Genomic DNA, 24,635 nt, shown 5'->3' with positions numbered 1-24,635 from the left:
CGTCACCATGACCGCCGGCACCGCCGTGATCATGTGGCTCGGCGAGCTGATCACCGAGCACGGCGTCGGCAACGGCATGTCGATCATGATCTTCACCCAGGTCGTCGCCACCTTCCCCGGCGCGCTGTGGCTCATCAAGCAGCAGAAGGGCTGGACGACGTTCATCATCGTGACGATGGTCGGCCTCGTGGTGGTCGCCGGCGTCATCTTCATGGAGCAGGCGCAGAGACGCATCCCGGTGCAGTACGCCAAGCGCATGGTCGGACGGCAGATGTTCGGCGGCTCGTCGACGTACATCCCGCTCAAGGTCAACCAGGCCGGCATCATCCCGGTGATCTTCGCCTCGAGCCTGATGTACCTCCCCGCGCTGGCGGCCCAGTTCAACTCCAGCGCCCCATGGGCGTCGTGGATCAACGACAACTTCGTGCGCGGCGATCACCCGCTCTACATGCTGTCGTTCTTCTCGTTGATCGTGTTCTTCACCTACTTCTACGTGTCGATCACCTTCAACCCCGAGGAGGTCGCCGACAACATGAAGAAGTACGGCGGCTTCATCCCGGGCATCCGGGCCGGACGTCCGACGCAGGAGTACCTCGCTTACGTCCTGAGCCGGATCACGGCTCCGGGTGCGCTCTACCTGGGTCTGATCGCTCTCATCCCGATGATCGCGATCTCAGTGCTCAACGCCAGCCAGAACTTCCCGTTCGGCGGAACCACGATCCTCATCATCGTCGGCGTGGGTCTGGACACGGTCAAGCAGATCGAGAGCCAGTTGCAGCAGCGGAACTACGAAGGGTTCCTGAAGTAATGCGCCTGCTGATCATGGGTCCGCCGGGCGCGGGCAAGGGCACGCAGGCGGTCGCACTGGCCAAGCGCATCGGCGGCGCCCACATCTCGACCGGTGACATCTTCCGCGCCAACGTGCAGCAGCAGACCGAGCTGGGCCGCGTGGCGCAACGCTTCATGGATGCGGGCGAGTACGTTCCGGACGAGGTCACCAATGCCATGGTCGAGAATCGTCTGGGCCAGGACGACGCGCGGGACGCGTTCATCCTCGACGGCTACCCGCGCACGGTCGATCAGGTCGACACCCTGGACCGAATTCTCGACGGTCTCGGCACCCGCCTGGATGGCGTGCTCGAGCTCGTGGTCGATCCCGAGGAGCTCATCCAGCGTCTGCTCAAGCGGGCCGAGACCAGCGGTCGCGCCGATGACACCGAGGACGTCATCCGGCACCGGCAAGAGGTCTACACAGCAGAGACCCAGCCGCTGCTCGAGGTCTACGGGACCCGCGGCGTCGTGATCGAGGTCGATGGCATGGGTGAGGTCGACGAAGTCTCCGGACGAATCAACGCGGCTCTTCCGTCCTGAGGGCTGACGCATCACCATGTTCGACCGCGGGATCGAGATCAAGACTCGTGACCAGATCGAGTCGATGCGTGCCGCTGGGCTGGTCGTGGGCCAGACGCTCGAGCTGTTGCGGGGTTCCGCCGTGGCGGGAGTCACGACGGCTCAGCTCGACGCGATTGCGCACGACTTCATCCGCTCGTGCGGCGCGACCTCCAACTTCCTGGGCTACCACGGTTTCCCTGGCGTGATCTGCACCTCGGTCAACGAGGAGGTCGTGCACGGCATTCCTGGCCCCCGGGTGCTCCGTGACGGCGACGTCCTGTCGATCGACTGCGGCGCGATCATCGACGGCTGGCACGGTGACGCGGCAACCACTGTCGCGATTGGCGAGGTGACAGACGCGGACCTCGGGCTGATGCAGGCCACTGAGGAGGCGCTGTGGCGTGGCATCGGGGCGGCCGCGCTGGGTGGCCGCGTCTCCGACATCAGCCATGCGGTCGAGACGACGATCCAGGCGGCAGGACCGTACGGCATCGTCGAGGGCTACACCGGACACGGGATCGGCTCGGCGATGCACCAGCCTCCCAATGTCGCAAACTACGGGCGACCGGGCCGCGGGCCCAAGCTGGTCAAAGGGCTGGCGCTCGCGGTCGAGCCGATGGTGACCATGGGAACCGACGAGACCCGTACCCTCGCCGACGACTGGACTGTCGTCACCGCCGATGGTTCTCGCGCGGCGCACTACGAGCACACATTCACCTTGACCGACCGAGGCGCGTGGGTGTTGACGGCTCTGGACGGTGGCGCTGCCCGTCTCGCTGAGCTCGGAGTGCCGTACGGGGGACACTAGGGAGATGAGGCAACTGGTCGCAGCGGGTGCACTGCTCGTGGTAGCGGCCTGCGCCTCGCCCGAGCCTGGCGCGTACGACGATCCGACCGCTCCTGCTTCGACCGTGCCGGCGTCCACCGCCCCAGCCCGCACAGGCCCCGAGGCGGCCGTCGAACAGCTGATGCGTGCCCTGGACGCCGGCAACTGCCGGCGGGCCAAGCAACTCGTCGTCACACCGTCCGAGCTGGAATGTGACACGGTCGAGCAGGCGGCGGGGTCATTCGCCGACGAGGGGATCGATCTGGACGAGGCTGACTATCGGGCCGGTCCGACCCACGACGCCAGCGCGACCGTTCGAATCATGTGGGGCGCGGGCCAACCCACCGAGTCATATGACGTCCAGCGGATCGGCGGCCGCTGGCGGGTCGTGTTCGATTCCGTCGCGTGACCTGCTTCCTCAGCGGGCCGCGCGCCTCGCGGCAGTCGTGACGGTCCGACTGGTGTATCCCGGAGACGAGTAGCTGACCCGGACCGACATCAGGCGCCCGCGGTCGGCCGTGTTCAGGCGGCGAGTCCGGCCGGTGGCACCAGAGATGGACTTGCCGTCACGCAGCCACTGGTAGCGCAGGCGAGCGGCCGACGGTGTGTAGGTGCCGGGATCGACCGCGACGACCGCGCCCCTGGACAGCGTGCCGCTGATTCTGGGGCTGCGGGAGAAGGTGATTCGCCCGTAGCCGATGGCGGCAGTCTCGCGGCTGTCAGCTGCCGATGAGGAGTAGCCCGCAGCGCGAGCAGTGACGCGCACGTGGACCCCGGCGCCGCGCTGAGCAGGGGCCGGGGTGAAAGTCTTCCCGGTTGCGCCGGGCACAGCCTGGCCCGCGACGGACCACTGGTAGGTGAAGCTCGCGGGAGCCGACCATGAGCCGGGGTGTGCGATGAGCTGAGCGCCGACGCGCGGCACGCCGCCGATCCAGGGCGTGGTCTGACTGACCATGGTTCCGCGCACGACCGGGGTGCTTGGAGCAGACGTCGCACCCGCCGGCAGATATCCCGGGCGGGTCGCGACGACTTCGACCGAGACCGGCAGGTCGAGATCGGCGGCCCGAGGGGTATAGGTCGATGCCGTCGCTCCCTGGACCGGTCGGTCACCCACGGACCATTGATAGGAGTAGGTGGCGTCGGACCGAGACCACGTGCCGGGTTGGGCGGTCAGCGGGGATCCCACTTGTGGCGTGCCGGAGATGGTTGGCGGAGCAGTACTGGTCAGCGTTCCCGGCGCGACGTTGGCGGTCGGCTCGGAGACCGCCGTGACGGGGTAGTACCCGGGGCGAGTGGCGGTGACCGCGAACGTGATCTGGCGGCCGGCATGTTCGGGGGCGGGGACGAACGAGCGATCCGTGGCACCCGCGACCTTTGCGCCGTCGGCGAGCCACTGATACGTGTAGACGTTGCCGGTCGGGGTCCAGCGACCCGCGGTGCTCGCGGTGAGCGGCTGGTCGACCTGGGGGGACCCGGCAATTCCCGGTGGGGAGAGATTGGTGACGGTGCCGGGCTGGATCGTCCGCCGTGGCGAGGTGGCAGTGACGGTCGGATAGTCGGGTCGCGAGGCCGTGACCCGGACGGACAGGGCCTGACCGTTCTGTTCGACGGTGGGGACGTAGGAGCGGCCGATGGCTCCGGAGATCGGTTGCGAGTCCGCAAGCCACTGGTAGTCGTAGGTGTTGCCGGTCGGGCTCCAGCTGCCACCCGATGCCAGGACCTGGGCGCCGACGTGCGGCTCGTCGAGGATGGCCGGAGCGGTCTTGCTGATGATCTGGCGGTCCGGGTCAGCGAAGTGGATGAATCCGTCGGGCCACCCCGATCCGGAGCGGATGATCTTCCGCCAGTCGAACGCGCCGCTCCAGTTCGACTCCGAGACCCAGATCTCGTCGGGTGACACGACCTTCTCGACGTAGGCGACGTGATGGCCCGTACGTCCCCACCAGGCCACCGAGCCGGCGACCGGGGTGCCGTCGGTGATCGACGCCATCGCGAAGCCCCAGTCCTGGGCATTGCCCACGCCCGAGGCCGGGCGGACATTCGGCATGCCGTTGGTCGTCACCAGACGGTACGCAACGTAGTTGGTGCAGTTGGTGCCGGTGTACATGCGCCAGTAGCTCGTCGACTGGTGAGTGGAGTAGCCGAAGTTCGAGTACCCCTTGTCGCCGCAGGACGAGTAGCCCGTGCACAGCAGTGAGGAGGTTGCCTGCGCCGGCAGGGCCGGGGTCAAAAGGGCAGCGAAAAATAGCACGATGAGTACGATTCGAAGCCGCGACACGCCGTCACCCTACGTGACTGATGTGACTGGTGGGAATGAAATCAATTAAATCAGCGTGCGAAGGTCTACCTCGCAGAAGGCCGACGATCAGCTGTGCAGCTCCATCGTGCAGCACTTGACGCTGCCTCCGGACTTCATGTACTCGTCCAGCTCGATGGGTATGGGGAGATACCCGCGAGACCGGAGTGCGTCAGCGAGATCGCGTGCTTCAGTCGGCAGGGCGACGTGGTGCCCGTCGCTGACGGCGTTCAGACCCAGGACGAGAGCGTCCGCCTCCGAGCAGATGATCGCGTCAGGAAACAGGTCGCGCAGTGTGCGCTGGCTGTGTGGACTGAAGGCGCCTGGATAGTAGGCAATCTCGGCCGGTGCCGAGCCATTGCCGTCGTCGAGCACGGCGAGGGCGACGTCGAGGTGGTAGAACCGCGGATCGACCAGCTCGAGCGAGACGACGGGTCGGTCGACAGCATTGGCCGCTTCGATGTGCGCAGCGAGGTCGGTGCGAAAGCCCGCACCGGCCAGGATCATCGACCCGAGTGCGAGGAAGTCGCCCTCGCCCTCGTTGATGTGCTCAGGCTCGACGACCGTCAAACCGCTGCCGCGCAGCCAGGTCGCGAAGGCTGCGGCCTCGGCAGCGCGTTCGGCGAAACGGAACTTCGCCCCGTACGAGCGACCACCCACGGTCAGACCACCATTGGCGGCGAAGACCATGTCGGGCTGGCCCGACATCGGCTCGACGACGTCGACCCGGTGTCCGAGGCTGAGATAGGTGTTCCGGAGAACCTCCCACTGCAATCGGGCGCGTTCCGCGTCGACCGGCGTGCTGATGTCCATCCACGGATTGATCGCATACGTGACGGCGAAGTGGGTCGGTGCGCACATCAGGTAGTGACGGGGCCGGGACTCGCGGGCGTGGACCGGCGCGGGGCGGGTGTCGAGAACGGTCAACGGGGCCTCCTGGTTAGCGTGATGCAATGAATCCATGCTACGGGCGCAGAAAGGTCGACAACGAATCTTAAATCGCACAATACCCGGCGATTTCTTGCGTCAGTCCGGGTTGTACAGGGTTTTCTTGCAATACTGACGGGATGGATCACCTGGACCGCGAGCTCATCGGTTGCCTGCTCGAGGACGGCCGCGCCGGCTACGCCAGGATCGGCGCCAGGATCGGCCTGTCAGCTCCGGCGGTGAAGCGGCGAATCGACCGCCTGCTGGACGATGGAGTCATCAGCGGGTTCACCGCCGTGCTGGACCCAGATCTCGTAGGCTGGGCGACCGAGGCCTATGTGGAGGTGCACTGCAAGGGCGCGCTCTCGCCGGACGAGCTGCGGGCGGCGTTCAGCCGGGTGCCCGAGGTGCACACCGCCGCGACCGTCTCCGGCGCCGCGGATGCGCTGCTGCACATCGTCGCCAGGGACGTCCGCGATCTCGAGCGCGCTCTGGAGCGGGTCCGCGACGAGGTCGCCAACATCGACCACACCTCGACGGCGATCGTGTTGTCGCGCCTGATCGATCGACACGGCCCGGGGCAGTCGGAGTTCAAACCGCCCTCATGACCGCGTCGAGCGGCTGACCTCTGGGACCCGCGATTTGAGTCTGCCGCCCCCGTGGGCGTAGAATCGAGAGTCGACCCTTTCAGGTCCGCATTCCCATGTCCTCTGTCGCTCAGGCGGCGGGGTTGGGGTGCGCCAGAACGGGTCAACTGGTCAGACACGCGACACAAAGAAGAGGTTATGGCGAAAAAAGAAGGCGTCATCGAGATGGAAGGTGCCGTAGTAGAGGCGCTTCCGAACGCGATGTTCCGTGTAGAGCTGGCCAACGGCCACAAGGTTCTCGCGCACATCAGCGGCAAGATGCGCCAGCACTACATCCGCATCCTCCCCGAGGATCGTGTTGTGGTGGAGCTCTCGCCCTATGACCTCTCCCGCGGCCGCATCGTCTACCGCTACAAGTGAACACACGTACACACGTTCAGATCCCAAAGAGAGAATCTCGATGAAGGTCAACCCGAGCGTGAAGAAGATCTGTGACAAGTGCAAGGTGATTCGTCGCCACGGCCGCGTCATGGTCCTCTGCGAAAACCCGCGTCACAAGCAGCGCCAGGGCTGAACAGACTTCTTCACCGCAGCAACACGAAACATCTGATCGCTCCCGCCACACGCACGATCGTGGTGGGTTACCTCCGGAAGCGTAGGCCGGAGCCCGACTCAGGATCGTCCAAGATCCTGGAGGCAGTCGGGATGCATCAGGTGGCCACACCTCGCAGTACGGAAGGAAATGCCTAGATGGCACGCCTCATGGGAGTGGATCTCCCGCGCGAGAAGCGCATCGAGATCGCACTCACGTATGTATTCGGGATCGGCCGCACTCGCGCCACCCAGACCCTCGACGCGACCGGCATCAGCCCGGACAAGCGCGTCCACGAGCTCGACGACACCGACCTCGTCGCGCTGCGTGATCACATCGAGGCGAACTACCAGACCGAGGGCGACCTGCGTCGTACGGTCACCGGTGACATTCGCCGCAAGATGGAGATCGGCAGCTACCAAGGCCGTCGTCACCGTGCGCATCTGCCGGTTCGCGGCCAGCGCACCAAGACCAATGCGCGCACCCGCAAGGGCCCCAAGCGCACCGTCGCCGGAAAGAAGAAGTGATAGCGCATGCCTCCCAAGACAGCTGCTAAGAAGGTTCGCCGCAAGGAGAAGAAGAACGTCGCTCAGGGCGAGGCCCACATCAAGAGCACGTTCAACAACACCCACGTCACCATCACGGATCCTTCGGGCGCCGTGATCGCCTGGGCCTCCGGCGGAACTGTCGGATTCAAGGGCTCGCGCAAGTCGACCCCGTACGCGGCCGGCATGGCCGCCGAGTCGGCCGGTCGTCAGGCGATGGAGCACGGGATGAAAAAGGTCGACGTCTTCGTGAAGGGCCCCGGTTCGGGCCGCGAGACCGCGATCCGGTCGCTGAGCGGAGTCGGCCTCGAGGTCGGCACCATCTCCGACGTGACCCCCAGCCCGCACAACGGCTGCCGTCCCCCCAAGCACCGTCGTCTCTGACGTCGACGCTGCCCCACGATTCACACAGTTTCTAGGAGCTATCAACCATGGCCCGTTACACCGGACCTCTCACCAAGAAGTCGCGCCGTCTCGGCATCGACCTCGTCGGTGGTGACGCTGCATTCGAAAAGCGTCCTTACCCTCCCGGCCAGCACGGCCGCGCGCGCGTCAAGGAGTCGGAGTACCGCAACCAGCTGCTCGAGAAGCAGAAGGCGCGTTACACCTACGGAGTGCTCGAGAAGCAGTTCCGCAAGTACTACGAACTCGCCTCGCGTCGTCCCGGCAAGACCGGCGACAACCTGCTGCAGATCCTCGAGTCGCGACTCGACAACGTCGTCTATCGTGCCGGGTTCGCCCGCACGCGTCGGCACGCCCGCCAGCTCGTCAACCACGGTCACTTCGTGGTCAACGGCGTCAAGACCGACATCCCGTCGTTCCAGGTGAGCAAGCACGACATCATCGACGTCAAGACCCGCTCGCTGGAGACCACGCCGTTCATCGTGGCGCGCGAGTCCCACGACCGCGACACCGTCCCGGCCTGGCTCGACGCGTCGCCCGACCGCGGCCGGATCCTCGTCCACAGCCAGCCTGTGCGCGAGCAGATCACGGTCCCGATCAACGAGCAGCTGATCGTGGAGTTCTACTCCAAGATCTGACCTGATCCGCACCCTCCACCAAGGAAACATGACCCGGACCTTCAAATAGAGGTTGGTTCGGAAAGGAAGAAAAATGCTCATCGCCCAGCGCCCCGCCCTGTCCGAAGAGGTCGTCGACGAGTTCCGTTCGCGGTTCGTCATCGAGCCCCTCGAGCCCGGCTTCGGCTACACCCTCGGCAACTCGCTGCGTCGCACGCTGCTGTCGTCGATCCCGGGTGCGGCCGTCACGTCGATCAAGATCGACGGCGTTCTGCACGAGTTCTCGACCGTTCCCGGCGTGACCGAGGACGTCACCGAGATCATCCTGAACCTCAAGGAGCTCGTGGTCTCCTCGGAGAACGACGAGCCGGTCGTCATGTACCTCCGCAAGGACGGTGCCGGTGCGGTGACCGCAGCCGACATCCAGCCCCCGGCCGGTGTCGAGGTCCACAACCCGGACCTGCACATCGCGACGCTCAACGCCAAGGGCAAGATCGAGATCGAGCTCGTCGTCGAGCGTGGCCGCGGCTACGTCTCGGCGGTGCAGAACAAGTCCGGTGACGAAGAGATTGGCCGCATGCCGGTCGACTCGATCTACTCGCCGGTCCTCAAGGTGACCTACAAGGTCGAGGCGACCCGAGTCGAGCAGCGTACCGACTTCGACAAGCTCGTCATCGACGTCGAGACCAAGAAGTCGATCCTTCCGCGTGACGCGATCGCCTCGGCCGGTTCCACCCTGGTGGAGCTGTTCGGTCTGGCTCGTGAGCTCAACGTCGAGGCGGAGGGCATCGACATCGGCCCGTCGCCGGTCGACGAGCAGCTCGCGGCCGATCTGGCGCTGCCGATCGAGGATCTCAACTTCACCGTTCGTTCGTACAACTGCCTCAAGCGCGAGGGCATCCACACCGTGGGTGAGCTCATCACGCGCTCGGAGCAGGACCTGCTCGACATTCGCAACTTCGGTTCGAAGTCGATCGACGAGGTCAAGGCCAAGCTCGCCGAGATGGGCCTCGCGCTGAAGGACAGCCCCGCTGGTTTCGACCCGTCGGCCGTCATCGATGCGTATGACGACGACGCCAGCTTCGCCGAGGACGAGCAGTACTGAGTACTGCTCGACCTCGACGGCCCAGCCCGATTGATTTTGGAGAATAGACAATGCCCACCCCCACCAAGGGACCTCGCCTCGGCGGCAGCCCGGCGCACCAGCGCCTGATCCTCGCCAACCTCGCGCAGAACCTGTTCGAGCACGGCAAGATCACCACGACCGAAGCCAAGGCCCGTCGTCTGCGGCCGTACGCGGAATCGCTCATCACCAAGGCCAAGACCGACACGGTGGCCAACCGCCGCCAGGTCGTCAAGGTCATCCGTGACAAGAGCATCCTGCACACGCTGTTCACCGAGATCGGGCCTGCCATGGCAACCCGCCCCGGTGGATACACGCGCATCACGAAGGTCGCGCCGCGCAAGGGCGACAACGCCCCCATGGCCGTCATCGAGATCGTCGAGGCCAAGCAGTTCGGTGCTCAGAACCAGTCTCCGAAGAAGGCCAAGGCCGACAAGCCTGCGGTCGTCGAGGAGAAGCCTGCCGACGACGTCGCTCCCGAGGACGACCTGGGCAGCGACGTCCCGGTCGACGCGACCGACGACGCTGCTGAGGCAGCTGACGCGGTTGCCACTCCGGCCGACGAGAACGCAACGGCCGAGGACGACACCAAGTAGTCATCGCATTGCCAGGACGCCCGTCACCGTGAGGTGGCGGGCGTCCTGGCGCTCAGGTCGGTCGGCGGACCTCCAAGATCCGGAATCCGCGTTCGCTGGTCACCCGTTCGGTGGGCCAGCCCTGCTCGCCGAGCCAGCGCTGGAGCGAATCCGCGCCGAGATTCTTGCCCACGACCAACCGGGCCTTGCCGTCAGGTGCGAGCCGTGGCAGCCACCGCAGCAGCAGGTCGTGCAGTGCCTGCTTGCCGATGCGGATGGGAGGGTTGGACCAGATCTCGTCGAAGACCAGGTCAGCCGGTATGTCGTCAGGAGCTGCGACAGTGACCGGGGCGCCGAGGCGCTGAGCATTGAGGGCAGTCAGCTCACGGGCGCGTTCGTTGGTGTCGGTCGCCCAGACCGTTGCGCCTCCGAGGGCAAGGACGCAGGCGATCGGACCCCAGCCGCAGCCCAGATCCAGGACCGTTCCTGTATCGGGCGGCACCGACGCGTGCAGCAGCACGGCCGTCGCCTTGTCGAGCCCGTCGTGGGAGAACACGCCCGCTGCGGTCGTGAAGGTCAGATCACGCCCCCGGATTCGTGTGGTGACGTCGTGGCGGCGGTCTGGGGTCGACGGGGCCGCATCGAAGTAGTGCTCTGACACCGCACCATCCTCGCAGCCGCAGGCGGGTCAATGCGCGGAGGTCAGGCTCGCAGTGCTCGCTGACGGCGTGACTCGACGGCTCGCGCGACCATGCCGGCGTCGTCGGGGTACACGACCTCCTCGAGAACGAGTCCGTGCGGAGGCATGACGTTGACCCGGCTGTCCCGACCGGCATGCGTCAACACTTCCGCGGCCCACTCCGGCTCGAATCGGTGGTCGCCGACCGCGACGAGCACACCCATCAGGGCACGGACCATCGAGTGGCAGAAGGCATCGGCACGAACCGTGGTCTCCAGGACGTCACCCACCCGCACCGTACTGAGCTCACGAAGGGTGCGGACCGTCGTCGCACCCACCCGGCGGCGGCAGAACGCCGCGAAATCGTGCAGTCCGAGCAGATGCTGGGCGGCGGCGTTCATGGCGTCGATGTCGAGCCGCTTCTGCCACCGCACGACCGAATGACGAACCAGCGGATCGGGACCGGTGCGGCCATCGACGATGCGATAGGTGTAGCGCCGTTCGAGCGCGGAGAACCGCGCGTCGAACCCTTCGGGGGCCGCAGTGACCGACCGGATCTGGATGTCATCGGGCAGCAGGCGGCGGAGTCGACGCTCGATCAGCTGAGGGTCGACATCATCGAGGTCGACGTGAGCGACCTGACCGCGCGCGTGCACCCCGGCGTCGGTCCGCCCGGCCACGGTGAGCGTCGCAGCCTCGGGGAGCCGAAGGATCATCGCGATTGCGGCCTCGATGTCTCCTTGAACAGTCCGCTGACCGGGCTGGGCCGCCCAGCCCCGGAAACCTGTCCCGTCGTACGAGAGATCGATTCGCAGGCGCACCCCGCAACGTTAGCGGGCCGGAGCGGTGGTGCGATCACAAGGACCGGCCGCCGGCGCCGCGAGCGTGCGGCCTAGGCCCAGCGCTCGTCGGCAGACACGAAGTCGAGTCGTCGGTCGCCGGTGTAGATCTGCTTGGGACGCGCGATCTTCTGCTCCTTGTCGTCCACCAGCTCGACCCACTGGGCGAGCCAGCCGGCCGTGCGCGGGATCGCGAACAGGACGGTGAACATCTCGGGCGGAAACTGCAGAGCCTCGTAGATCAGGCCGGAGTAGAAGTCGACATTGGGGTAGAGCTTGCGACTGATGAAGTAGTCGTCCTCCAGCGCGATGCGCTCGAGCTCCTGGGCGATCTCCAGCAACGGGTTGACGCCGGTCACCTCGAAGACGTCGTCGACCGCCTTCTTGATGATGGTGGCGCGAGGGTCGAAGTTCTTGTAGACCCGGTGGCCGAAGCCCATGAGCTTTTCCTCGCCCTTCTTAACCCCCTCGATGAACGCCGGGATCTTGTCGGGCGTGCCGATGCGCTTCAGCATCTTGAGGACGGCCTCGTTGGCGCCTCCGTGCAACGGCCCGTAGAGCGCGGCAATGCCGGCGCTGACCGCCGAGTACGGGTCGACCTGGCTGGACCCGACCGAGCGGACCGCGTTGGTCGAGCAGTTCTGCTCGTGATCGGCGTGCAGGATGAACAAGACCTCCAGCGCCTTGGCCAGGCGCGGATCGGGGTTGTACTTCTGCTCGCTCATCTTGAACAACATCGACAGGAAGTTCTCGGTGTACGTCAGGTCGTTGTCGGGGTAGACGTACGGCTTGCCCTGCGCGTGGCGGAATGACCATGCGCCGAGGGTCGGCATCTTCGCGATCAGGCGCACGATCTGGTCGTGCCGGACCCGGGGATCGTGGATGTTGCGCGCCTCGGGGTAGAACGTCGACAGCGCGCCGACGCTCGACAGCAGCATTCCCATGGGGTGCGCGTCGTAGCGGAAGCCCTGGAGCTGCGTCTTGAGGTTCTCGTGCACGAACGTGTGGAACGTGATCTCGTGCACCCACTGCTCGTGCTGCTGCTGCGTCGGCAACGTGCCGTGGATCAGCAGGTAGGCCACCTCGAGGAAGGTGGACTTCTCGGCAAGCTGTTCGATCGGGTAGCCCCGGTACTCCAGGATGCCCTTGTCTCCGTCGATGTAGGTCACGGCACTGCGCGTCGAGGCGGTGTTGGTGAATCCCGGGTCGTACAGCGCCAGGCCGGGATCGTCGTCGGACTTGCCGATCTGGTTGAAGTCGCTCGCGCGGACGGTGCCGTCGGTGATGGGGAGCTCATACTCCTCGCCCGTCCGGTTGTCGCGGACGGTCAATGTGTGGTTCTCGGTCACGATGGGTCTCCTGTGACGGCGGACAATGCCCTGCTGCGGGGTGATGCAGCCAGCAACCAACCTAGTGCCGCTGGGCAATTCCCACGATGTGGGGTCCGAGGGACGGGACTCGTTTTGACCCGAGTGGCTGCGGCCGGTTAACCTTGTGTGTCGTGTCTCCGTCGGCCAGTTCCGAGGGATCGACCATCGCAGCATTCGATTCATCACCAGACACACCCCCAAGAACGAGAAGGTCACGCCGTGCGCACGTTCAGCCCCAAGCCGTCTGACATCACCCGTCAGTGGCACGTCATCGACGCCGAGGACATCGTCCTGGGTCGTCTCGCCGTTCAGGCTGCGACGCTGCTCCGCGGCAAGCACAAGCCGACCTATGCACCTCACGTGGACGGTGGCGACTTCGTCATCATCGTCAACGCCGAGAAGGTGGCACTGTCGGGCAACAAGCGCACCGACAAGCTCGCCTACCGCCACAGCGGTTACCCGGGCGGACTCAAGTCCATCGCTTACGGTGACCTGCTCGACAAGGATGCGCGCAAGGCGATCGAGAAGTCGGTGCGCGGCATGCTCCCCAAGAACCGTCTGGGTGATCAGCTGATCACGAAGCTCAAGGTCTACTCCGGCCCCGAGCACCCGCACACCGCCCAGAAGCCCCAGCCGTTCGAGATCACGCAGATCTCCCAGTAAAGAAGAGAAGCAGGCGCATCGTGGCTGAGACCACCACCACCGAGACCGAGTTCGAGACCAACGCCGAAGGTGTGGCATACACCTCCGAGACCGTTGGTTCCTCCGAGACCGCGGGCAAGCCCGCGACGATTGCTCCGGGAGCTGCCACCGGCCGCCGCAAGGAGGCCATCGCCCGGGTCCGCATCGTGCCGGGCACCGGAGTGTGGACTGTCAACGGCAAGCCGCTCGAGGAGTACCTCCCCAACAAGCTGCACCAGCAGATTGCCAAGGAAGCCCTCGCGGAGACCGGTCTGCAGGACCGCTTCGACGTCATCGCCCGGGTCACCGGCGGCGGAATGACCGGTCAGGCCGGCGCGCTGCGTCTCGGTGTGGCTCGATCGCTCAACCAGATCGACGAAGAGGTCAATCGCCCCGCGCTCAAGAAGGCCGGTCTGCTGACTCGCGACTCGCGCATCAAGGAGCGCAAGAAGGCTGGTCTCAAGAAGGCCCGTAAGGCTCCGCAGTACAGCAAGCGCTGATTCCAGCCGTGGGCCGGATCTTTGGCACCGATGGCGTTCGCGGAGTCGCGAACCGCGATCTGACCGCCGAGCTCGCTGTTGACCTCGCGGTTGCCGCGGCCCACATCCTGGGCGAGGTCGGCGCCTTTGCCGACCAACGTCCAACCGCAGTCATTGCCCGCGATCCCCGCGCCTCAGGAGAGTTCCTGGAGGCTGCGGTGGTCGCGGGTCTTGCGTCTGCAGGAGTCGACGTCCACCGGCTCGGCGTGGTGCCGACGCCCGGTGCGGCCTACCTGACGTCCTACCTCAAGGCCGACATGGGTGTCATGATCTCGGCCTCCCACAATCCGATGCCTGACAACGGCATCAAGTTCCTCGCCCGCGGCGGGCTCAAGCTCGACGACGATCTTGAGGTCCTGATCGAGAACCGGCTCGAGGAGCCGTGGAACCGGCCCACTGGTGCCGGGGTGGGTCGCATCGGCGACAGCCACGCGGGCGTGGGGGCCTACGTCAAGCACCTGATCGAGTCGGCACCCGGTCCGCTGGACGGCGTGCGAGTCGTGCTCGACTGTGCCAACGGCGCAGCGTACGACGTGGGGCCACAGGTCTTCGAGCAGCTCGGTGCCACGGTGGTCGCGATCCATGCCGAGCCGGATGGGCTCAACATCAACCTCGACTGCGGATCGACGCATCTGGGCGACTTGCAGAAGGCGGTCGTCGCCCACGGTGCTGACGCGGGATTCGCCTTCGATGGCGACGCCGACCGGTGCCTCGCGGTCGACCACTCGGGCGAGGTGGTCGACGGTGACCAGATCCTTGCAGTCCTGGGCATCGCGGCTCGCGACGCAGGAAGGCTTGCGCACGACACCGTGGTCGCGACGGTCATGAGCAACCTCGGATTCGTGCAAGCGCTCCAGGCCGCGGGCATCACCGTGATCCAGACGGCGGTCGGCGATCGGTACGTCCTGGAGACGATGCGCTCAGGAGCGTTCAACCTCGGCGGCGAGCAGTCCGGACACGTCATCATGGGCGATTACGCCACGACCGGCGATGGGGTGCTGACGGCAGTGCACCTGGCCTCCCGCATCCGCGAGACCGGGCGGACTCTGGAGGACCTCGCCTCGGTCATGACCCGGCTGCCGCAGGTCCTGGTCAATGTGCCGGACGTCGACAAGGGGCGTGCCGACACCGATCCGGTGCTGCAGGGCGAGGTCGCAATCGCGAACGCCCGTCTCGGCAGCTCGGGCCGCGTCCTTCTGCGTCAATCCGGGACGGAGCCGCTCGTACGCGTCATGGTCGAGGCAGCCACCCACGACGAGGCCGAGCAGGTCGCTCAGCATCTGGCCGAAGTCGTACGCTCGACCCTCGCTCTCTGATGCGGACCTGACACCGCGAGACGTCGGGGCTCAGAGCTTGCGGAGGCGGACCCAGTCGACCGAGTGGTCGGCGCCCTTGCGCAGAACCAGCGAGGCGCGGCCACGGGTCGTGGCGATGTTCTCCCTGAGGTTGGGCCAGTTGATGGTGTCCCACAGGCGGCTGGCCCGCTCGACGGCTTCGTCGTCGGTGAGGGCACTGTAGCGGTGGAAGTACGACTCAGGATCGGCGAACGCGGTCTTGCGCAGGCTGAGGAACCGGTCGATGTACCAGCGGCGCAGATCCTTGCCGGAGGCGTCCACGTAGATCGAGAAGTCGAAGAAATCGCTGACGGCAAGCCCCGGGCTCCCATCGCCGCGGGGTCGGGCTGGCGCGAGCACGTTAAGGCCCTCGACGATCACGATGTCAGGCTCCTTGAGCGTGACGACCGCATCGGTGCGGTCATATGTGAGGTGGGAGTAGACCGGCGCCGTCACGACCTCCACGCCGGACTTGACCTCCATGACGAAGCGCAGCAGGGCCTTGCGGTCGTAGGACTCGGGGAATCCCTTGCGCTCGAGCAGACCGCGGCGCTCGAGCTCGTCGTTGGGGAACAGGAAGCCGTCGGTCGTCACCAGCTCGACGACAGGATGCTCCGGGGAGTGTGACAACAGCTCCTTGAGCAGCCGGGCCGTCGTCGACTTGCCCACGGCGACCGAACCGGCGATGCCGATGACGAACGGCGTGCGCCTGGTCTGCGGCTCGTGCAAAAAAGCCTCGGTGGCCTGGTAGAGCGCGCCGGCGAGGCGGACGCGCATGCTGATGAGCTGGGTCATCGGCAGATAGACCTGACGGACCTCCTCGAGGTCCAGCTCGTCGCCCAACCCCCGAACCCGCTCGATCTCGGCCGGTTGGAGCGGCTGGGGGGCGTCCCCTGCCAGCTCCGCCCACGCAGCGCGCTCGAGCTCGACATACGGTGACTGGTCGCGCGGCATGCTGCCATTGTCCCGCGTGCTCCCGCGGGGTCATGCACTCGGCCCCCTCCACGGCTCACAGTGCGCACCTTCCGCGCCTTCGGCGCTAGTACCCTGATCCCATGTGCGGAATTGTCGGATATGTCGGTCATCGGTCAGCCCTGGACGTCGTGATGGGCGGACTCCGACGACTGGAGTACCGCGGATACGACTCGGGCGGGGTCGCCCTGGTGCACGAAGGTGCGATCGTCTCAGCCAAGAAGGCTGGCAAGCTGGTCAATCTCGACGCCGAGCTGGCGGCCCGCCCGCTGCCGGTCGCGCACACCGGCGTCGGGCACACCCGGTGGGCCACGCATGGCGCGCCGAACGATCGCAACGCCCATCCGCATCTCGATGAGACCGGGCGCATCGCCGTGGTGCACAACGGCATCATCGAGAACTTCGCGACGCTGCGCGCCGAGCTCGAGGCAGGCGGCCACGAGCTGAAGTCCGAGACCGACACCGAGATCGTGGCTCACCTTCTGCACGACGTGCTGGAGACGACCGGCGACCTGTCCGATGCGGTCCGCACGGTGTGCCGCCGTCTCGAGGGCGCTTTCACCCTGGTGATCTGCGACGCGCGCCAGCCCGACGTCGTCGTCGGTGCCCGTCGCAACTCGCCACTGGTGGTCGGCCGCGGCGATGGGGAGAACTTCCTCGGATCCGATGTCTCGGCGTTCATCGAGTTCACGCGTGAAGCAATCGAGCTCGGCCAGGACCAGGTCGTCACGATCACGCCGGACGACATCGTGGTCACCGACTTCGACGGCGAACCGGCTGACACCAACGCGTATCACGTTGACTGGGACGTCTCCGCGGCCGAGAAGGGTGGCTATGACTGGTTCATGCTCAAGGAGATCGCCGAGCAGCCGCAGGCCGTCGGTGACACCCTGTTGGGTCGGCACTCGGCCGATGGTCGCCTGCAGCTTGACGAGATGCGGCTGTCCGACGACGAGCTGCGCGAGATCGACCGGATCATCATCGTGGCGTGCGGCACGGCGGCGTACGCGGGCCTGGTCGCGAAGTACGCGATCGAGCACTGGACCCGCATCCCGTGTGAGGTGGAGCTGGCCTCGGAGTTCCGCTATCGCGACCCGATCATCGACCGCTCGACGTTGGTCGTCTCGATCAGCCAGTCCGGCGAGACCATGGACACCCTGATGGCGGTCCGTTACGCGCGCCAGCAGAAGGCGCGGGTGCTGTCGATCTGCAACACCAACGGATCGACGATCCCACGTGAGTCAGACGCCGTGATCTACACCCACGCCGGGCCCGAGATCGCTGTCGCCTCGACCAAGGGGTTCCTGGCCCAGATCGTCGCGTGCTACCTCCTGGCGTTGTACCTCGCCCAGGTCAAGGGCACGAAGTACGGCGACGAGATCGCCGACATCATCTCCGAGATCGAGAAGATCCCGGCCGCGATCCAGCGCCTGCTCGACGAGGGCGACCAAGTGCGCAAGATGGCTGCCGAGCTGTCTGGCTCGCGGTCGATCCTGTTCCTCGGCCGGCACGCGGGCTATCCGGTGGCGCTCGAGGGAGCGCTCAAGCTCAAGGAGCTGGCCTACATCCATGCCGAGGGCTTCGCCGCCGGCGAGCTCAAGCACGGGCCCATCGCGTTGATCGAGGAGGGGCTGCCGGTCTTCGTCGTGGTTCCTCCCAAGGGCCGCGACCAGCTGCAGGAGAAGACCGTCAGCTCGATGCAGGAGATCCGCGCCCGCGGCGCCCGGACGATCGTGCTGGCCGAGGACGGCGATGATGACGTCGTGCCGTACGCCGATCACCTGATCCGGCTGCCCAAGGTCCCGACCCTGCTTCAACCGCTGGTCGCGGTGGTCCCGCTGCAGATCTTCGCCTGCGAGTTCGCCAGCCAGCTCGGCCACGATGTCGACCAACCCCGCAACCTGGCCAAGTCCGTCACGGTGGAGTGATGGCCATCCTGGGAATCGGGGTCGACGTCGTGGACCTCGCCCGCTTCACCGCGACGCTGGAGCGCACACCGACGATGCGCAGCCGGCTCTTCACCACGGCGGAGGCTGATCTACCCGTGGAGTCCCTCGCCGGACGGTTCGCCGCCAAGGAGGCGTTCGTCAAGGCTCTGCGGGCGCCGGCGGGCATGTCGTGGCAGGACATCGAGATCGTCAACGGGCCCCAGGGTGCTCCGGAGTTCCGGCTCCACGGAGCCGCCCTGGACCGCGCCACCGAGCTGGGCATCACGACGGCTCACGTGTCGATCTCGCACGACACCAGCGTGGCCACGGCATTCGTGGTGGCCGAATGCTGAGGGTTCACCGCGTCGAGGATGTCCGCGCCGCCGAGGAAGCTCTCGCTGCGACGCTGCCGGCGGGCGAGCTGATGCGACGCGCGGCTCGTGGGCTCGCAGACCACCTCGACTGCATTCCTCCGGGCGACCTGGTTCTGCTGCTGATCGGTCCGGGCAACAACGGCGGTGACGCGATGTACGCGGCCGTGCACCTGTTGGATCGCGGCGTACGGGTCGACATGAGCCTGCTCGACGCCGACGCGGTACACGCGCCCGGCCTCGCCGCCGCCACAGGCGCGGGCGCGCAGGTCGTCGACGGGCCGAGCGACCAGCGGTGGTGCGTCGATGCGGTGTTCGGCATCGGCGGTCGCGGCGGACTGACCGGTCGAGCGGCTGAGTGGGCCTCCTGGCTGGCAGAACGGCGGCCGTTCACGATCGCCGTCGACGTCCCGTCCGGCGTCGACGTCGACGGCGCGACACTCCCCATGTCGCATGTGGTGGCAGACCGGACCGTCACCTTCGGAACGCGAAAGGTCGCGCTGCTCGTCGACCCTGCGGCGGCCGTCGCCGGACCCTCGTCCCTGGTCGACATCGGGCTGGCAACGCACCTGCCTGCCCCTGCGCTGGAAGCGCTGGAGTCGAGCGACGGCGAGCTGCTCAGGTCGGTCGTGCCGGGTGGGGTTGCCCACAAGTACACCCGCGGGGTCCTGGGAATCGCGGCCGGATCCGAGCAGTATGCCGGCGCGGCACACCTCTGTGTGGCCGGCGCCCAGGCCGGACCGGTCGGGATGATCCGGTTCGTCGGCACGCCCGAGCTGGGCCGCCGGATCGTCGACCGCACGCCCGAGGTCGTCGCGGGACGCGGCCGTGTGCAGGCGTGGGTGATCGGGCCGGGCAGCGGTGACGACGCGGCCGATCAGCTGGCGATGGCGCTGGAGGATGGCGTCCCGGTCGTGGTCGACGCGAGCGCCCTGCAGCACCTGCCCGGCCGATTCGACGTGCCAGCTCTGCTGACCCCGCACGCCGGCGAGCTCGCTCAGATGCTCGGTACGACGCGCGAGGCGGTCGAGGCGGATCCACTCGGCCACGCCTCGGCAGCGGCCGAGCGGTGGAATGCGACGGTGCTGCTGAAGGGTCGACGGAGCCTGATCGCGCAGGCTGGCGCACCGACCCGGGTCAACCTGAGCGGAACGCCATGGCTCGCCACGGCTGGAGCCGGCGACGTCCTGGCCGGCTTCGCCGGATCCCTGCTGGCCGCGGGCCTCGAACCGCTCGACGCGGGCGCAGTCGCGGCATATCTGCACGGGGTCGCTGCGGAGCGTGCCAATCCAGGCGGCCCGATCGTGGCGACGGACGTCGCTCTGGAGCTGCCGGCCGCGGTCGCCGCCTTCATCCGCGGGAGCCTCGCATGACGGCACCACAGGCCGAGGCGGTCATCGACCTCGAAGCGTTCGGGACCAACATCATGGCGCTGGGAGGGTGCGCTCCCGGATCAGCGCTCATGACGGTCGTCAAGGCCAACGCGTATGGGCACGGGATGCTGCCGATGGCGCGGGCGGCCCGGCAGGCCGGGTCGGCGTGGCTCGGGGTCGCCACGATCGACGAGGCGCTGGCGCTGCGACGCGCGGGTGACAGCGGTGACGTGCTGTGCTGGCTCGCGGCGCCGGGGGCGGACTTCGCAGCGGCAGTCGACGCCGGTATCGAGGTGACCGCGTCCTCGACGGAACAGCTGGCCGAGATCCTCTCGGCGCCCACCTCGGTGCGCCCCCGGGTACAGGTCAAGGTCGACACCGGTCTCTCGCGCAACGGCGCCTTCGGTGAGCAGTGGAGCAGGCTTGCGGTTGCTGCCGCAGCGGCACAGTCGGCCGGCCATGCTGAGATCACCGGGGTGTGGTCGCACTTCGCCGCCGCAGACCAGCCGGGTCACCCGGCCAATGAGGCCCAGGAGTCGGCGTTCGCGGCAGCCGTGGCGGAGCTGGCGGACGCTGGGGTCGAACCGGCTCTTCGCCATCTCAGCAACTCTGCCGCCACCCTCGTCCGACCCTCGGCGCACCTCGATCTGGTGAGAGTCGGTATCGCGGCGTACGGCATCCGTCCTGACCCCGGGCTGAGCTACCCGACCAGCCTCACGCCGGTCATGACGTTGCGTGGCCGGCTCGCCGCGGTCAAGCGGGTGCCTGCAGGAGCTGGGGTTTCGTACGGGCACACCTGGATTGCCGAGCGGGAGACGACGCTGGGTCTGGTGCCGCTGGGCTACGGCGAAGGGATCGCCCGTACTGCCTCCAACCGTGCCGAGGTCGGCTTCGCAGGTGGTCGTGCACCGATGCGCGGGGTGGTGTGCATGGACCAGTTCGTCATCGACCTCGGCGACGCGACCGCGAACCGGGGCGACATCGTGACCCTGTTCGGCCCGGGCACTGATGGTGAGCCCCTCGCCGAGGACTGGGCGATCGCGGCAGGCACCATTGCCTACGAGGTCGTGACGCGCCTGGGTGGCCGCATTCACCGTACCTATCGAGGAGCCAAATGAGCCGCACAGCCAAGATCGCGACGACCGCGGGCGCCTTCGTGGCGGCCGGCGCGGTGGCGACTCTGTTCAACGGCCGGCAGCGGCGGCAGCGGCAGCGGCGACGTGGCGAGGATGTCGCCTTCGGTTCGGTGCACAGCGACCGCCAGCGGATCACCGCCTCTGACGGTGTCGTTCTCAACGCCGAGATCGACGAGATGGAGGAGGTCGATCCCGCGGCGCCGACGGTCGTGTTCGTGCACGGCTGGCTCGAGTCGATCGACGTGTGGCACTACCAGCGACTCGCGCTCAGGGGGTCGGTGCGCATGGTCTTCGTCGACCTCCGTTCGCACGGCCGGTCGGGACGTTCCTCCCGGGCGACCTCGTCGTTCGCGCACCTCGCGGACGACCTGCGTGACGTGCTCGGTCAGCTCGTTCCCGACGGCCCGATCGTGCTGGTCGGACATTCGATGGGCGGCATGACGATCATGCAGCTCGCGTCGACTGAACCCGATCTGTTCGGCGATCGGGTCAGGGGAGTCGTGCTGATCGGGACCAGCGCAGGACGGTTGATGCGCAGCAGCCCGGGCCTGCGCCACCTGATCCCGCTGCTCAGGATCGCCGCGCCGGCGCTGGACTGGGGGCGAGCCTTCAACAGCTATTCCGTCGTTCGGCGTTGGGGCCTGGGACCGCACGCGCAGGAACGCCACGTCGACATGACCAACGAGATGATTCTCAAGGCGCCGACCCACGTGCTGATGGACTTCTATCCCAACTTCATGTCGCTGGACCTGACGGCAGGCCTGGACGCACTGGGCCGGGCACGCACGGTGGTGGTGGGTGGCACGGCCGACATGATGACGCCGGTCAAGCACAGCCGGCGGCTGGCCGATCTGATCCCGGACGCCAAGCTCGTGGTGCTGGACGACGTCGGTCACATGGTGATGTTCGAGGAGCACCAGAGGGTCACCGAGATCATCCAGGACATCCTGGGGGCGATCACATGACCGGCAACGCGCTGAATGTCATCGACGCCCAGCCCGAGCACGCCGGCGTCATCGTCGACATCATCCACCGCTCGTTCGGTGCCCGGCCCAAGCTCGAGCCCCGGTCCACGGCGCTCGACGAGACCGTTGATTCCGTGGCGCGCCAGCTCGCGAGCGCCGGTGGCCTGCTGGTCGAGCGGCGTGGACTGCCGATGGGCGCGATGCTGTTCGACGAGTCGCGTCCGGGCCAGCTGGGTCTGCGGCGGGTCTGCGTCGACCCGGACATCCAGGCTCGCGGGGTCGCGTCCGCGATGCTGGGTGTCGCTGAGGACACCGCCGAGGAGCGGGGCAAGGACGGTATCTGGCTCGACGTGCGCGAGGAGCTGCCCGAGACCATTCAGTTCTGGTCGCGGAGGCTCTATCACCCGGTCGGACGGGACGAGCCGTTCATCGAGTTCGGGAAGACGTTGTGGTTGGCCCGTGAGGTGCCGACCCCCGACGAGATGCACGCGCTGGCGGCCAGCCTTGCGACCTTGCTGCGCGCCGGTGACCTGCTGGTACTGTCGGGCGATCTCGGCGCCGGCAAGACGACGTTCACGCAGGGCCTCGGCGAGGCCATGGGAGTTCGCGGTCCGATCACGTCGCCGACCTTCGTCATCGCACGCAGCCATCCATCGCTGGTCGAGGGAGTGCCACTGGTCCACGTCGACGCCTACCGGTTGGGCAATGCGGCCGAGCTCGACGACGTCGACCTCGACGCCACGACCGACGAGGCCGTGACGGTCGTGGAGTGGGGTGATGGGATGGCCGAGCAGCTCGCTGAAAGCTGGCTGCACATCCGCATCGAGGTTCGCGGTGCACGACCCATCGACCCGCTCGGAACCTCGCACGAAGGTGACCTCGTCGACGAGGCCGAGCCGCGCGTCGTCACGGTCAAGCCGCACGGCCCTCGCTGGGTCGGAGTTCCGCTGCGTTCGACCCTCCTCGCCACCTCCCCGCACGCTCCTTCGCAGCGTTAGGGTGCTGACGTGCTTCTGCTCGCGTTCGACACCGCCACCCCGGTCATCACCGTCGCCGTCCACGACGGCTCGCGCGTCGTGGGCCAGGCCGCCGGCGAGGGGACCATGGCGCACGGCGAGCTGCTCGCGCCGGCCATCCGCGACGCCGTCGCCCAGGCCGGCATGACGATGGCTGACCTGACCGACGTCGCTGTCGGGGTGGGCCCGGGGCCGTTCACGGGCCTGCGGGTGGGTGTCGTCACGGCACTGACCCTCGGTTCGACCCTTGGTCTGACGACCCACGGCGTGTGCTCGCTGGACATCCTTGCCGCCGACGTCCAGATCGAAGGAGAGTTCCTGGTGGCGACCGATGCGCGCCGCAAGGAGGTCTACTGGGCCCGCTACGGCGCAGATCACGTCCGTCTGGACGGTCCACACGTCGCGACCCCCGCCGATCTCGCCCGCCAGCACCCCGCCCTCCCGACCTACGGCCGGGGCGGCCAGCTCTATCCGGACGTCCTGCGTCCGGCCGGTGACGCGAGCGATCCGCACGCAGTGGCCCTCGCCCGGATCGTGATTGCCGGCTCCGTGCGGGAGCTCCCGCTCGAGCCGCTGTACCTCCGCCGGCCGGACGCCGTCCCGCAGGTGTTCCCCAAGCGCACATGATCACCGCCACCACGGCCGATCTCGACGCGATCGTGGCGATCGAGCTGGACTGCTTCGGGCCCGAGGGGTGGAGCTCTGGCCTCGTCGCCGCCGAGCTCAGCAGCGATCGACACATCGTTCTGGTCACCGAGGACCGGGACGGGTACGGCGCGATCTCGCTGGCCGGTGAGACCGCCGATCTCGACCGGATCGCCGTGCTCACCACGTCGCGAGGGCGGGGCCTGGGGAGCGGACTGCTCACCGGCCTGGTGGATCGTGCCCGGGACGTTGGTGCAGGACGCATGCTGCTGGAGGTCGCGGCCGACAACGGGGTCGCGATCGCGCTGTACGAGGCATCCGGCTTCGACACGATCAGCACCCGCACTGCCTACTATCCCGGCGGTGTCGACGCGCTCGTCATGGAGCTCACGATCCGGGAGTGGCGGTGAGAATCAGGTCGGTCATCTCGCGAGAGGTCGCGCTCTCGGTCTGGCGTGCAAGGCTGGGTTCATGACGCAGACACCTGATGACGTGAGTGGCGACGACTACCCGGACCAGGAGGCCCTGGTCGAGGATGTCGACGAGATGATGGACACGAGCTACTCGCCGCCGGAGAGCTACCGCGGCGAGGGATTCGGCACGACCGCCGACGAAGCCCTGCAGGGTGAGTCGATCGACGAGCGCATGCGGCAGGAGGAGCCGGATGTCGACCCGTACGCCGAGCAGGGCGAGGACCTCGACGACGGCGAGGTCGGGTCGACCCGGGCCGGGCGCCTGGTCGACCCGGACGAGGGCAGCGGCGACGACACGGAGAAAGACCTCGTGGGCGATGACGTCGGTATCGACGGAGCGGGCGCCAGCGCCGAGGAGGCCGCGGTGCACATCGTGGCCGAGGATGGATGAACGGTGGCATGAGCGGCTCTCGCTCAGGCTGCGGGGCGGCC

At 67.2% G+C, this 24,635-nt stretch carries 30 protein-coding genes; 24 read left to right on the top strand and 6 right to left on the bottom strand.

The annotated features are described in order from the left end of the window. The 4 genes from secY to WB461_RS01110 form a co-directional block, all read left to right on the top strand. Nucleotides 1–808 (top strand): preprotein translocase subunit SecY (gene secY, locus WB461_RS01125; RefSeq protein ID WP_423850885.1); only part of this gene is annotated, 808 nt, incomplete at its 5' end. After that, nucleotides 808–1,371 (top strand): adenylate kinase, encoded by a 564-nt coding sequence (locus tag WB461_RS01120; protein WP_423850884.1) that lies wholly within the window; start codon nucleotides 808–810, stop codon nucleotides 1,369–1,371. The genes secY and WB461_RS01120, both read left to right, overlap by 1 nt. Before the next feature lie 16 nt (nucleotides 1,372–1,387). After that, on the top strand, nucleotides 1,388–2,200 hold the full coding sequence (map, locus tag WB461_RS01115; protein ID WP_423850883.1) for a type I methionyl aminopeptidase: 813 nt from the start codon (nucleotides 1,388–1,390) through the stop codon (nucleotides 2,198–2,200). Nucleotides 2,201–2,204: 4 nt separating this feature from the next. Then, complete coding sequence (locus WB461_RS01110; protein ID WP_423850882.1) at nucleotides 2,205–2,627, top strand: hypothetical protein; 423 nt, start codon at nucleotides 2,205–2,207, stop codon at nucleotides 2,625–2,627. Between the two features lie 9 nt (nucleotides 2,628–2,636). On the opposite strand, the gene WB461_RS01105 is transcribed toward WB461_RS01110, so the two are convergent. Further along, nucleotides 2,637–4,469 carry a CHAP domain-containing protein gene (locus WB461_RS01105; protein WP_423850881.1) on the bottom strand — a complete coding sequence of 611 codons (1,833 nt, stop codon included), beginning with the start codon at nucleotides 4,467–4,469 and terminating at the stop codon, nucleotides 2,637–2,639. 114 nt (nucleotides 4,470–4,583) lie between these two features. Then, nucleotides 4,584–5,441: a dimethylargininase gene (ddaH, locus tag WB461_RS01100; RefSeq protein WP_423850880.1), complete on the bottom strand. Its 858-nt coding sequence runs from the start codon at nucleotides 5,439–5,441 to the stop codon at nucleotides 4,584–4,586. Between the two features lie 140 nt (nucleotides 5,442–5,581). On the opposite strand from ddaH, the gene WB461_RS01095 reads away from it, so the two are divergent. The 8 genes from WB461_RS01095 to rplQ all read left to right on the top strand — a co-directional run bounded on the left by WB461_RS01095 (nucleotide 5,582) and on the right by rplQ (nucleotide 9,903). Next, nucleotides 5,582–6,049, top strand: a complete 468-nt coding sequence (locus tag WB461_RS01095; protein ID WP_423850879.1) for an Lrp/AsnC family transcriptional regulator — start codon at nucleotides 5,582–5,584, stop codon at nucleotides 6,047–6,049. Nucleotides 6,050–6,226: 177 nt separating this feature from the next. Then, the gene (gene infA, locus WB461_RS01090) at nucleotides 6,227–6,448 is read left to right on the top strand and encodes a translation initiation factor IF-1 (protein WP_007078610.1); all 222 of its coding nucleotides are present in this window, start codon (nucleotides 6,227–6,229) and stop codon (nucleotides 6,446–6,448) included. 40 nt (nucleotides 6,449–6,488) lie between these two features. Then, entirely contained in the window at nucleotides 6,489–6,602 is a 114-nt protein-coding gene (rpmJ, locus tag WB461_RS01085; RefSeq protein ID WP_118394364.1) for a 50S ribosomal protein L36, read from the top strand. A 176-nt stretch (nucleotides 6,603–6,778) separates the two neighbouring features. Beyond that, complete coding sequence (rpsM, locus tag WB461_RS01080; protein ID WP_423850878.1) at nucleotides 6,779–7,147, top strand: 30S ribosomal protein S13; 369 nt, start codon at nucleotides 6,779–6,781, stop codon at nucleotides 7,145–7,147. A 6-nt stretch (nucleotides 7,148–7,153) separates the two neighbouring features. After that, nucleotides 7,154–7,549 (top strand): 30S ribosomal protein S11, encoded by a 396-nt coding sequence (rpsK, locus tag WB461_RS01075; RefSeq protein WP_423850877.1) that lies wholly within the window; start codon nucleotides 7,154–7,156, stop codon nucleotides 7,547–7,549. A gap of 47 nt (nucleotides 7,550–7,596) precedes the next feature. Further along, nucleotides 7,597–8,205 carry a 30S ribosomal protein S4 gene (gene rpsD, locus WB461_RS01070; RefSeq protein WP_118394367.1) on the top strand — a complete coding sequence of 203 codons (609 nt, stop codon included), beginning with the start codon at nucleotides 7,597–7,599 and terminating at the stop codon, nucleotides 8,203–8,205. A 73-nt stretch (nucleotides 8,206–8,278) separates the two neighbouring features. Beyond that, nucleotides 8,279–9,289, top strand: a complete 1,011-nt coding sequence (locus WB461_RS01065) for a DNA-directed RNA polymerase subunit alpha (protein WP_423850876.1) — start codon at nucleotides 8,279–8,281, stop codon at nucleotides 9,287–9,289. 50 nt (nucleotides 9,290–9,339) lie between these two features. Next, nucleotides 9,340–9,903 carry a 50S ribosomal protein L17 gene (rplQ, locus tag WB461_RS01060; protein ID WP_423850875.1) on the top strand — a complete coding sequence of 188 codons (564 nt, stop codon included), beginning with the start codon at nucleotides 9,340–9,342 and terminating at the stop codon, nucleotides 9,901–9,903. A 52-nt stretch (nucleotides 9,904–9,955) separates the two neighbouring features. On the opposite strand, the gene WB461_RS01055 is transcribed toward rplQ, so the two are convergent. The 3 genes from WB461_RS01055 to WB461_RS01045 all read right to left on the bottom strand — a co-directional run bounded on the left by WB461_RS01055 (nucleotide 9,956) and on the right by WB461_RS01045 (nucleotide 12,749). Beyond that, nucleotides 9,956–10,543 (bottom strand): class I SAM-dependent methyltransferase, encoded by a 588-nt coding sequence (locus tag WB461_RS01055; RefSeq protein WP_423850874.1) that lies wholly within the window; start codon nucleotides 10,541–10,543, stop codon nucleotides 9,956–9,958. 41 nt (nucleotides 10,544–10,584) lie between these two features. After that, a complete protein-coding gene (gene truA, locus WB461_RS01050) occupies nucleotides 10,585–11,382 on the bottom strand; it encodes a tRNA pseudouridine(38-40) synthase TruA (RefSeq protein WP_423850873.1) in 798 nt (265 codons plus the stop codon). Nucleotides 11,383–11,453: 71 nt separating this feature from the next. Beyond that, complete coding sequence (locus tag WB461_RS01045) at nucleotides 11,454–12,749, bottom strand: citrate synthase (RefSeq protein ID WP_423850872.1); 1,296 nt, start codon at nucleotides 12,747–12,749, stop codon at nucleotides 11,454–11,456. Nucleotides 12,750–12,989: 240 nt separating this feature from the next. Here WB461_RS01045 and rplM point away from each other — a divergent pair, with 240 nt between their 5' ends. The 3 genes from rplM to glmM are packed head-to-tail and all read left to right on the top strand — an operon-like array spanning nucleotide 12,990 to nucleotide 15,306. Continuing rightward, nucleotides 12,990–13,433, top strand: coding sequence for a 50S ribosomal protein L13 (gene rplM / locus WB461_RS01040; protein WP_056606281.1), 444 nt, complete (start codon nucleotides 12,990–12,992; stop codon nucleotides 13,431–13,433). A gap of 20 nt (nucleotides 13,434–13,453) precedes the next feature. Further along, nucleotides 13,454–13,951 (top strand): 30S ribosomal protein S9, encoded by a 498-nt coding sequence (gene rpsI / locus WB461_RS01035; RefSeq protein ID WP_423850871.1) that lies wholly within the window; start codon nucleotides 13,454–13,456, stop codon nucleotides 13,949–13,951. Nucleotides 13,952–13,959: 8 nt separating this feature from the next. After that, nucleotides 13,960–15,306: a phosphoglucosamine mutase gene (gene glmM / locus WB461_RS01030; RefSeq protein WP_423850870.1), complete on the top strand. Its 1,347-nt coding sequence runs from the start codon at nucleotides 13,960–13,962 to the stop codon at nucleotides 15,304–15,306. 30 nt (nucleotides 15,307–15,336) lie between these two features. On the opposite strand, the gene coaA is transcribed toward glmM, so the two are convergent. Beyond that, entirely contained in the window at nucleotides 15,337–16,278 is a 942-nt protein-coding gene (coaA, locus tag WB461_RS01025; protein ID WP_423850868.1) for a type I pantothenate kinase, read from the bottom strand. 101 nt (nucleotides 16,279–16,379) lie between these two features. Here coaA and glmS point away from each other — a divergent pair, with 101 nt between their 5' ends. From glmS to WB461_RS00980, 9 genes are all read left to right on the top strand, one after another. Continuing rightward, on the top strand, nucleotides 16,380–18,224 hold the full coding sequence (gene glmS / locus WB461_RS01020) for a glutamine--fructose-6-phosphate transaminase (isomerizing) (RefSeq protein WP_423850867.1): 1,845 nt from the start codon (nucleotides 16,380–16,382) through the stop codon (nucleotides 18,222–18,224). Continuing rightward, complete coding sequence (locus WB461_RS01015; protein ID WP_423850866.1) at nucleotides 18,224–18,577, top strand: holo-ACP synthase; 354 nt, start codon at nucleotides 18,224–18,226, stop codon at nucleotides 18,575–18,577. The genes glmS and WB461_RS01015 overlap by 1 nt, the downstream gene beginning before the upstream one ends. Further along, the gene (locus WB461_RS01010; RefSeq protein ID WP_423850865.1) at nucleotides 18,571–19,968 is read left to right on the top strand and encodes a bifunctional ADP-dependent NAD(P)H-hydrate dehydratase/NAD(P)H-hydrate epimerase; all 1,398 of its coding nucleotides are present in this window, start codon (nucleotides 18,571–18,573) and stop codon (nucleotides 19,966–19,968) included. The genes WB461_RS01015 and WB461_RS01010 overlap by 7 nt, the downstream gene beginning before the upstream one ends. Then, on the top strand, nucleotides 19,965–21,086 hold the full coding sequence (gene alr, locus WB461_RS01005; protein ID WP_423850864.1) for an alanine racemase: 1,122 nt from the start codon (nucleotides 19,965–19,967) through the stop codon (nucleotides 21,084–21,086). Before WB461_RS01010 ends, alr begins: the two co-directional genes overlap by 4 nt. Then, entirely contained in the window at nucleotides 21,083–22,069 is a 987-nt protein-coding gene (locus WB461_RS01000) for an alpha/beta fold hydrolase (protein WP_423850863.1), read from the top strand. The genes alr and WB461_RS01000 overlap by 4 nt, the downstream gene beginning before the upstream one ends. After that, nucleotides 22,066–23,067 (top strand): tRNA (adenosine(37)-N6)-threonylcarbamoyltransferase complex ATPase subunit type 1 TsaE, encoded by a 1,002-nt coding sequence (gene tsaE, locus WB461_RS00995; protein WP_423850862.1) that lies wholly within the window; start codon nucleotides 22,066–22,068, stop codon nucleotides 23,065–23,067. The genes WB461_RS01000 and tsaE overlap by 4 nt, the downstream gene beginning before the upstream one ends. 9 nt (nucleotides 23,068–23,076) lie before the next feature. Further along, nucleotides 23,077–23,712, top strand: a complete 636-nt coding sequence (tsaB, locus tag WB461_RS00990) for a tRNA (adenosine(37)-N6)-threonylcarbamoyltransferase complex dimerization subunit type 1 TsaB (RefSeq protein ID WP_423850861.1) — start codon at nucleotides 23,077–23,079, stop codon at nucleotides 23,710–23,712. Beyond that, on the top strand, nucleotides 23,709–24,140 hold the full coding sequence (locus WB461_RS00985) for a GNAT family N-acetyltransferase (protein ID WP_423850860.1): 432 nt from the start codon (nucleotides 23,709–23,711) through the stop codon (nucleotides 24,138–24,140). The genes tsaB and WB461_RS00985 overlap by 4 nt, the downstream gene beginning before the upstream one ends. A 61-nt stretch (nucleotides 24,141–24,201) precedes the next feature. Next, the gene (locus WB461_RS00980) at nucleotides 24,202–24,594 is read left to right on the top strand and encodes a DUF5709 domain-containing protein (protein ID WP_423850859.1); all 393 of its coding nucleotides are present in this window, start codon (nucleotides 24,202–24,204) and stop codon (nucleotides 24,592–24,594) included. Nucleotides 24,595–24,635: the final 41 nt, after the last annotated feature.

It is taken from the genome of Aeromicrobium sp., from assembly GCF_049587115.1.
GTDB lineage: Bacteria > Actinomycetota > Actinomycetes > Propionibacteriales > Nocardioidaceae > Aeromicrobium.
The sequence above is the reverse complement of the archived record's forward strand: the minus strand, read 5'-3'. Positions and strand labels throughout refer to the sequence as shown.

What these genes read in the sequence shown, in the direction of transcription:
- rpsK (WP_423850877.1), top strand. Translation starts at nt 7,154, where the DNA reads ATGCCTCCCAAGACAGCTGCTAAGAAGGTTCGCCGCAAGGAGAAGAAG.
- tsaE (WP_423850862.1), top strand. Translation starts at nt 22,066, where the DNA reads ATGACCGGCAACGCGCTGAATGTCATCGACGCCCAGCCCGAGCACGCC.
- WB461_RS01065 (WP_423850876.1), top strand. Translation starts at nt 8,279, where the DNA reads ATGCTCATCGCCCAGCGCCCCGCCCTGTCCGAAGAGGTCGTCGACGAG.
- WB461_RS01015 (WP_423850866.1), top strand. Translation starts at nt 18,224, where the DNA reads ATGGCCATCCTGGGAATCGGGGTCGACGTCGTGGACCTCGCCCGCTTC.
- WB461_RS01120 (WP_423850884.1), top strand. Translation starts at nt 808, where the DNA reads ATGCGCCTGCTGATCATGGGTCCGCCGGGCGCGGGCAAGGGCACGCAG.
- glmS (WP_423850867.1), top strand. Translation starts at nt 16,380, where the DNA reads ATGTGCGGAATTGTCGGATATGTCGGTCATCGGTCAGCCCTGGACGTC.
- WB461_RS01000 (WP_423850863.1), top strand. Translation starts at nt 21,083, where the DNA reads ATGAGCCGCACAGCCAAGATCGCGACGACCGCGGGCGCCTTCGTGGCG.
- infA (WP_007078610.1), top strand. Translation starts at nt 6,227, where the DNA reads ATGGCGAAAAAAGAAGGCGTCATCGAGATGGAAGGTGCCGTAGTAGAG.
- alr (WP_423850864.1), top strand. Translation starts at nt 19,965, where the DNA reads ATGACGGCACCACAGGCCGAGGCGGTCATCGACCTCGAAGCGTTCGGG.
- map (WP_423850883.1), top strand. Translation starts at nt 1,388, where the DNA reads ATGTTCGACCGCGGGATCGAGATCAAGACTCGTGACCAGATCGAGTCG.
- rpsD (WP_118394367.1), top strand. Translation starts at nt 7,597, where the DNA reads ATGGCCCGTTACACCGGACCTCTCACCAAGAAGTCGCGCCGTCTCGGC.
- WB461_RS00980 (WP_423850859.1), top strand. Translation starts at nt 24,202, where the DNA reads ATGACGCAGACACCTGATGACGTGAGTGGCGACGACTACCCGGACCAG.
- WB461_RS01010 (WP_423850865.1), top strand. Translation starts at nt 18,571, where the DNA reads ATGCTGAGGGTTCACCGCGTCGAGGATGTCCGCGCCGCCGAGGAAGCT.
- WB461_RS01110 (WP_423850882.1), top strand. Translation starts at nt 2,205, where the DNA reads ATGAGGCAACTGGTCGCAGCGGGTGCACTGCTCGTGGTAGCGGCCTGC.
- rpmJ (WP_118394364.1), top strand. Translation starts at nt 6,489, where the DNA reads ATGAAGGTCAACCCGAGCGTGAAGAAGATCTGTGACAAGTGCAAGGTG.
- rplQ (WP_423850875.1), top strand. Translation starts at nt 9,340, where the DNA reads ATGCCCACCCCCACCAAGGGACCTCGCCTCGGCGGCAGCCCGGCGCAC.
- coaA (WP_423850868.1), bottom strand. Translation starts at nt 16,278, where the DNA reads ATGCCGCGCGACCAGTCACCGTATGTCGAGCTCGAGCGCGCTGCGTGG.
- WB461_RS01095 (WP_423850879.1), top strand. Translation starts at nt 5,582, where the DNA reads ATGGATCACCTGGACCGCGAGCTCATCGGTTGCCTGCTCGAGGACGGC.
- WB461_RS00985 (WP_423850860.1), top strand. Translation starts at nt 23,709, where the DNA reads ATGATCACCGCCACCACGGCCGATCTCGACGCGATCGTGGCGATCGAG.
- rpsM (WP_423850878.1), top strand. Translation starts at nt 6,779, where the DNA reads ATGGCACGCCTCATGGGAGTGGATCTCCCGCGCGAGAAGCGCATCGAG.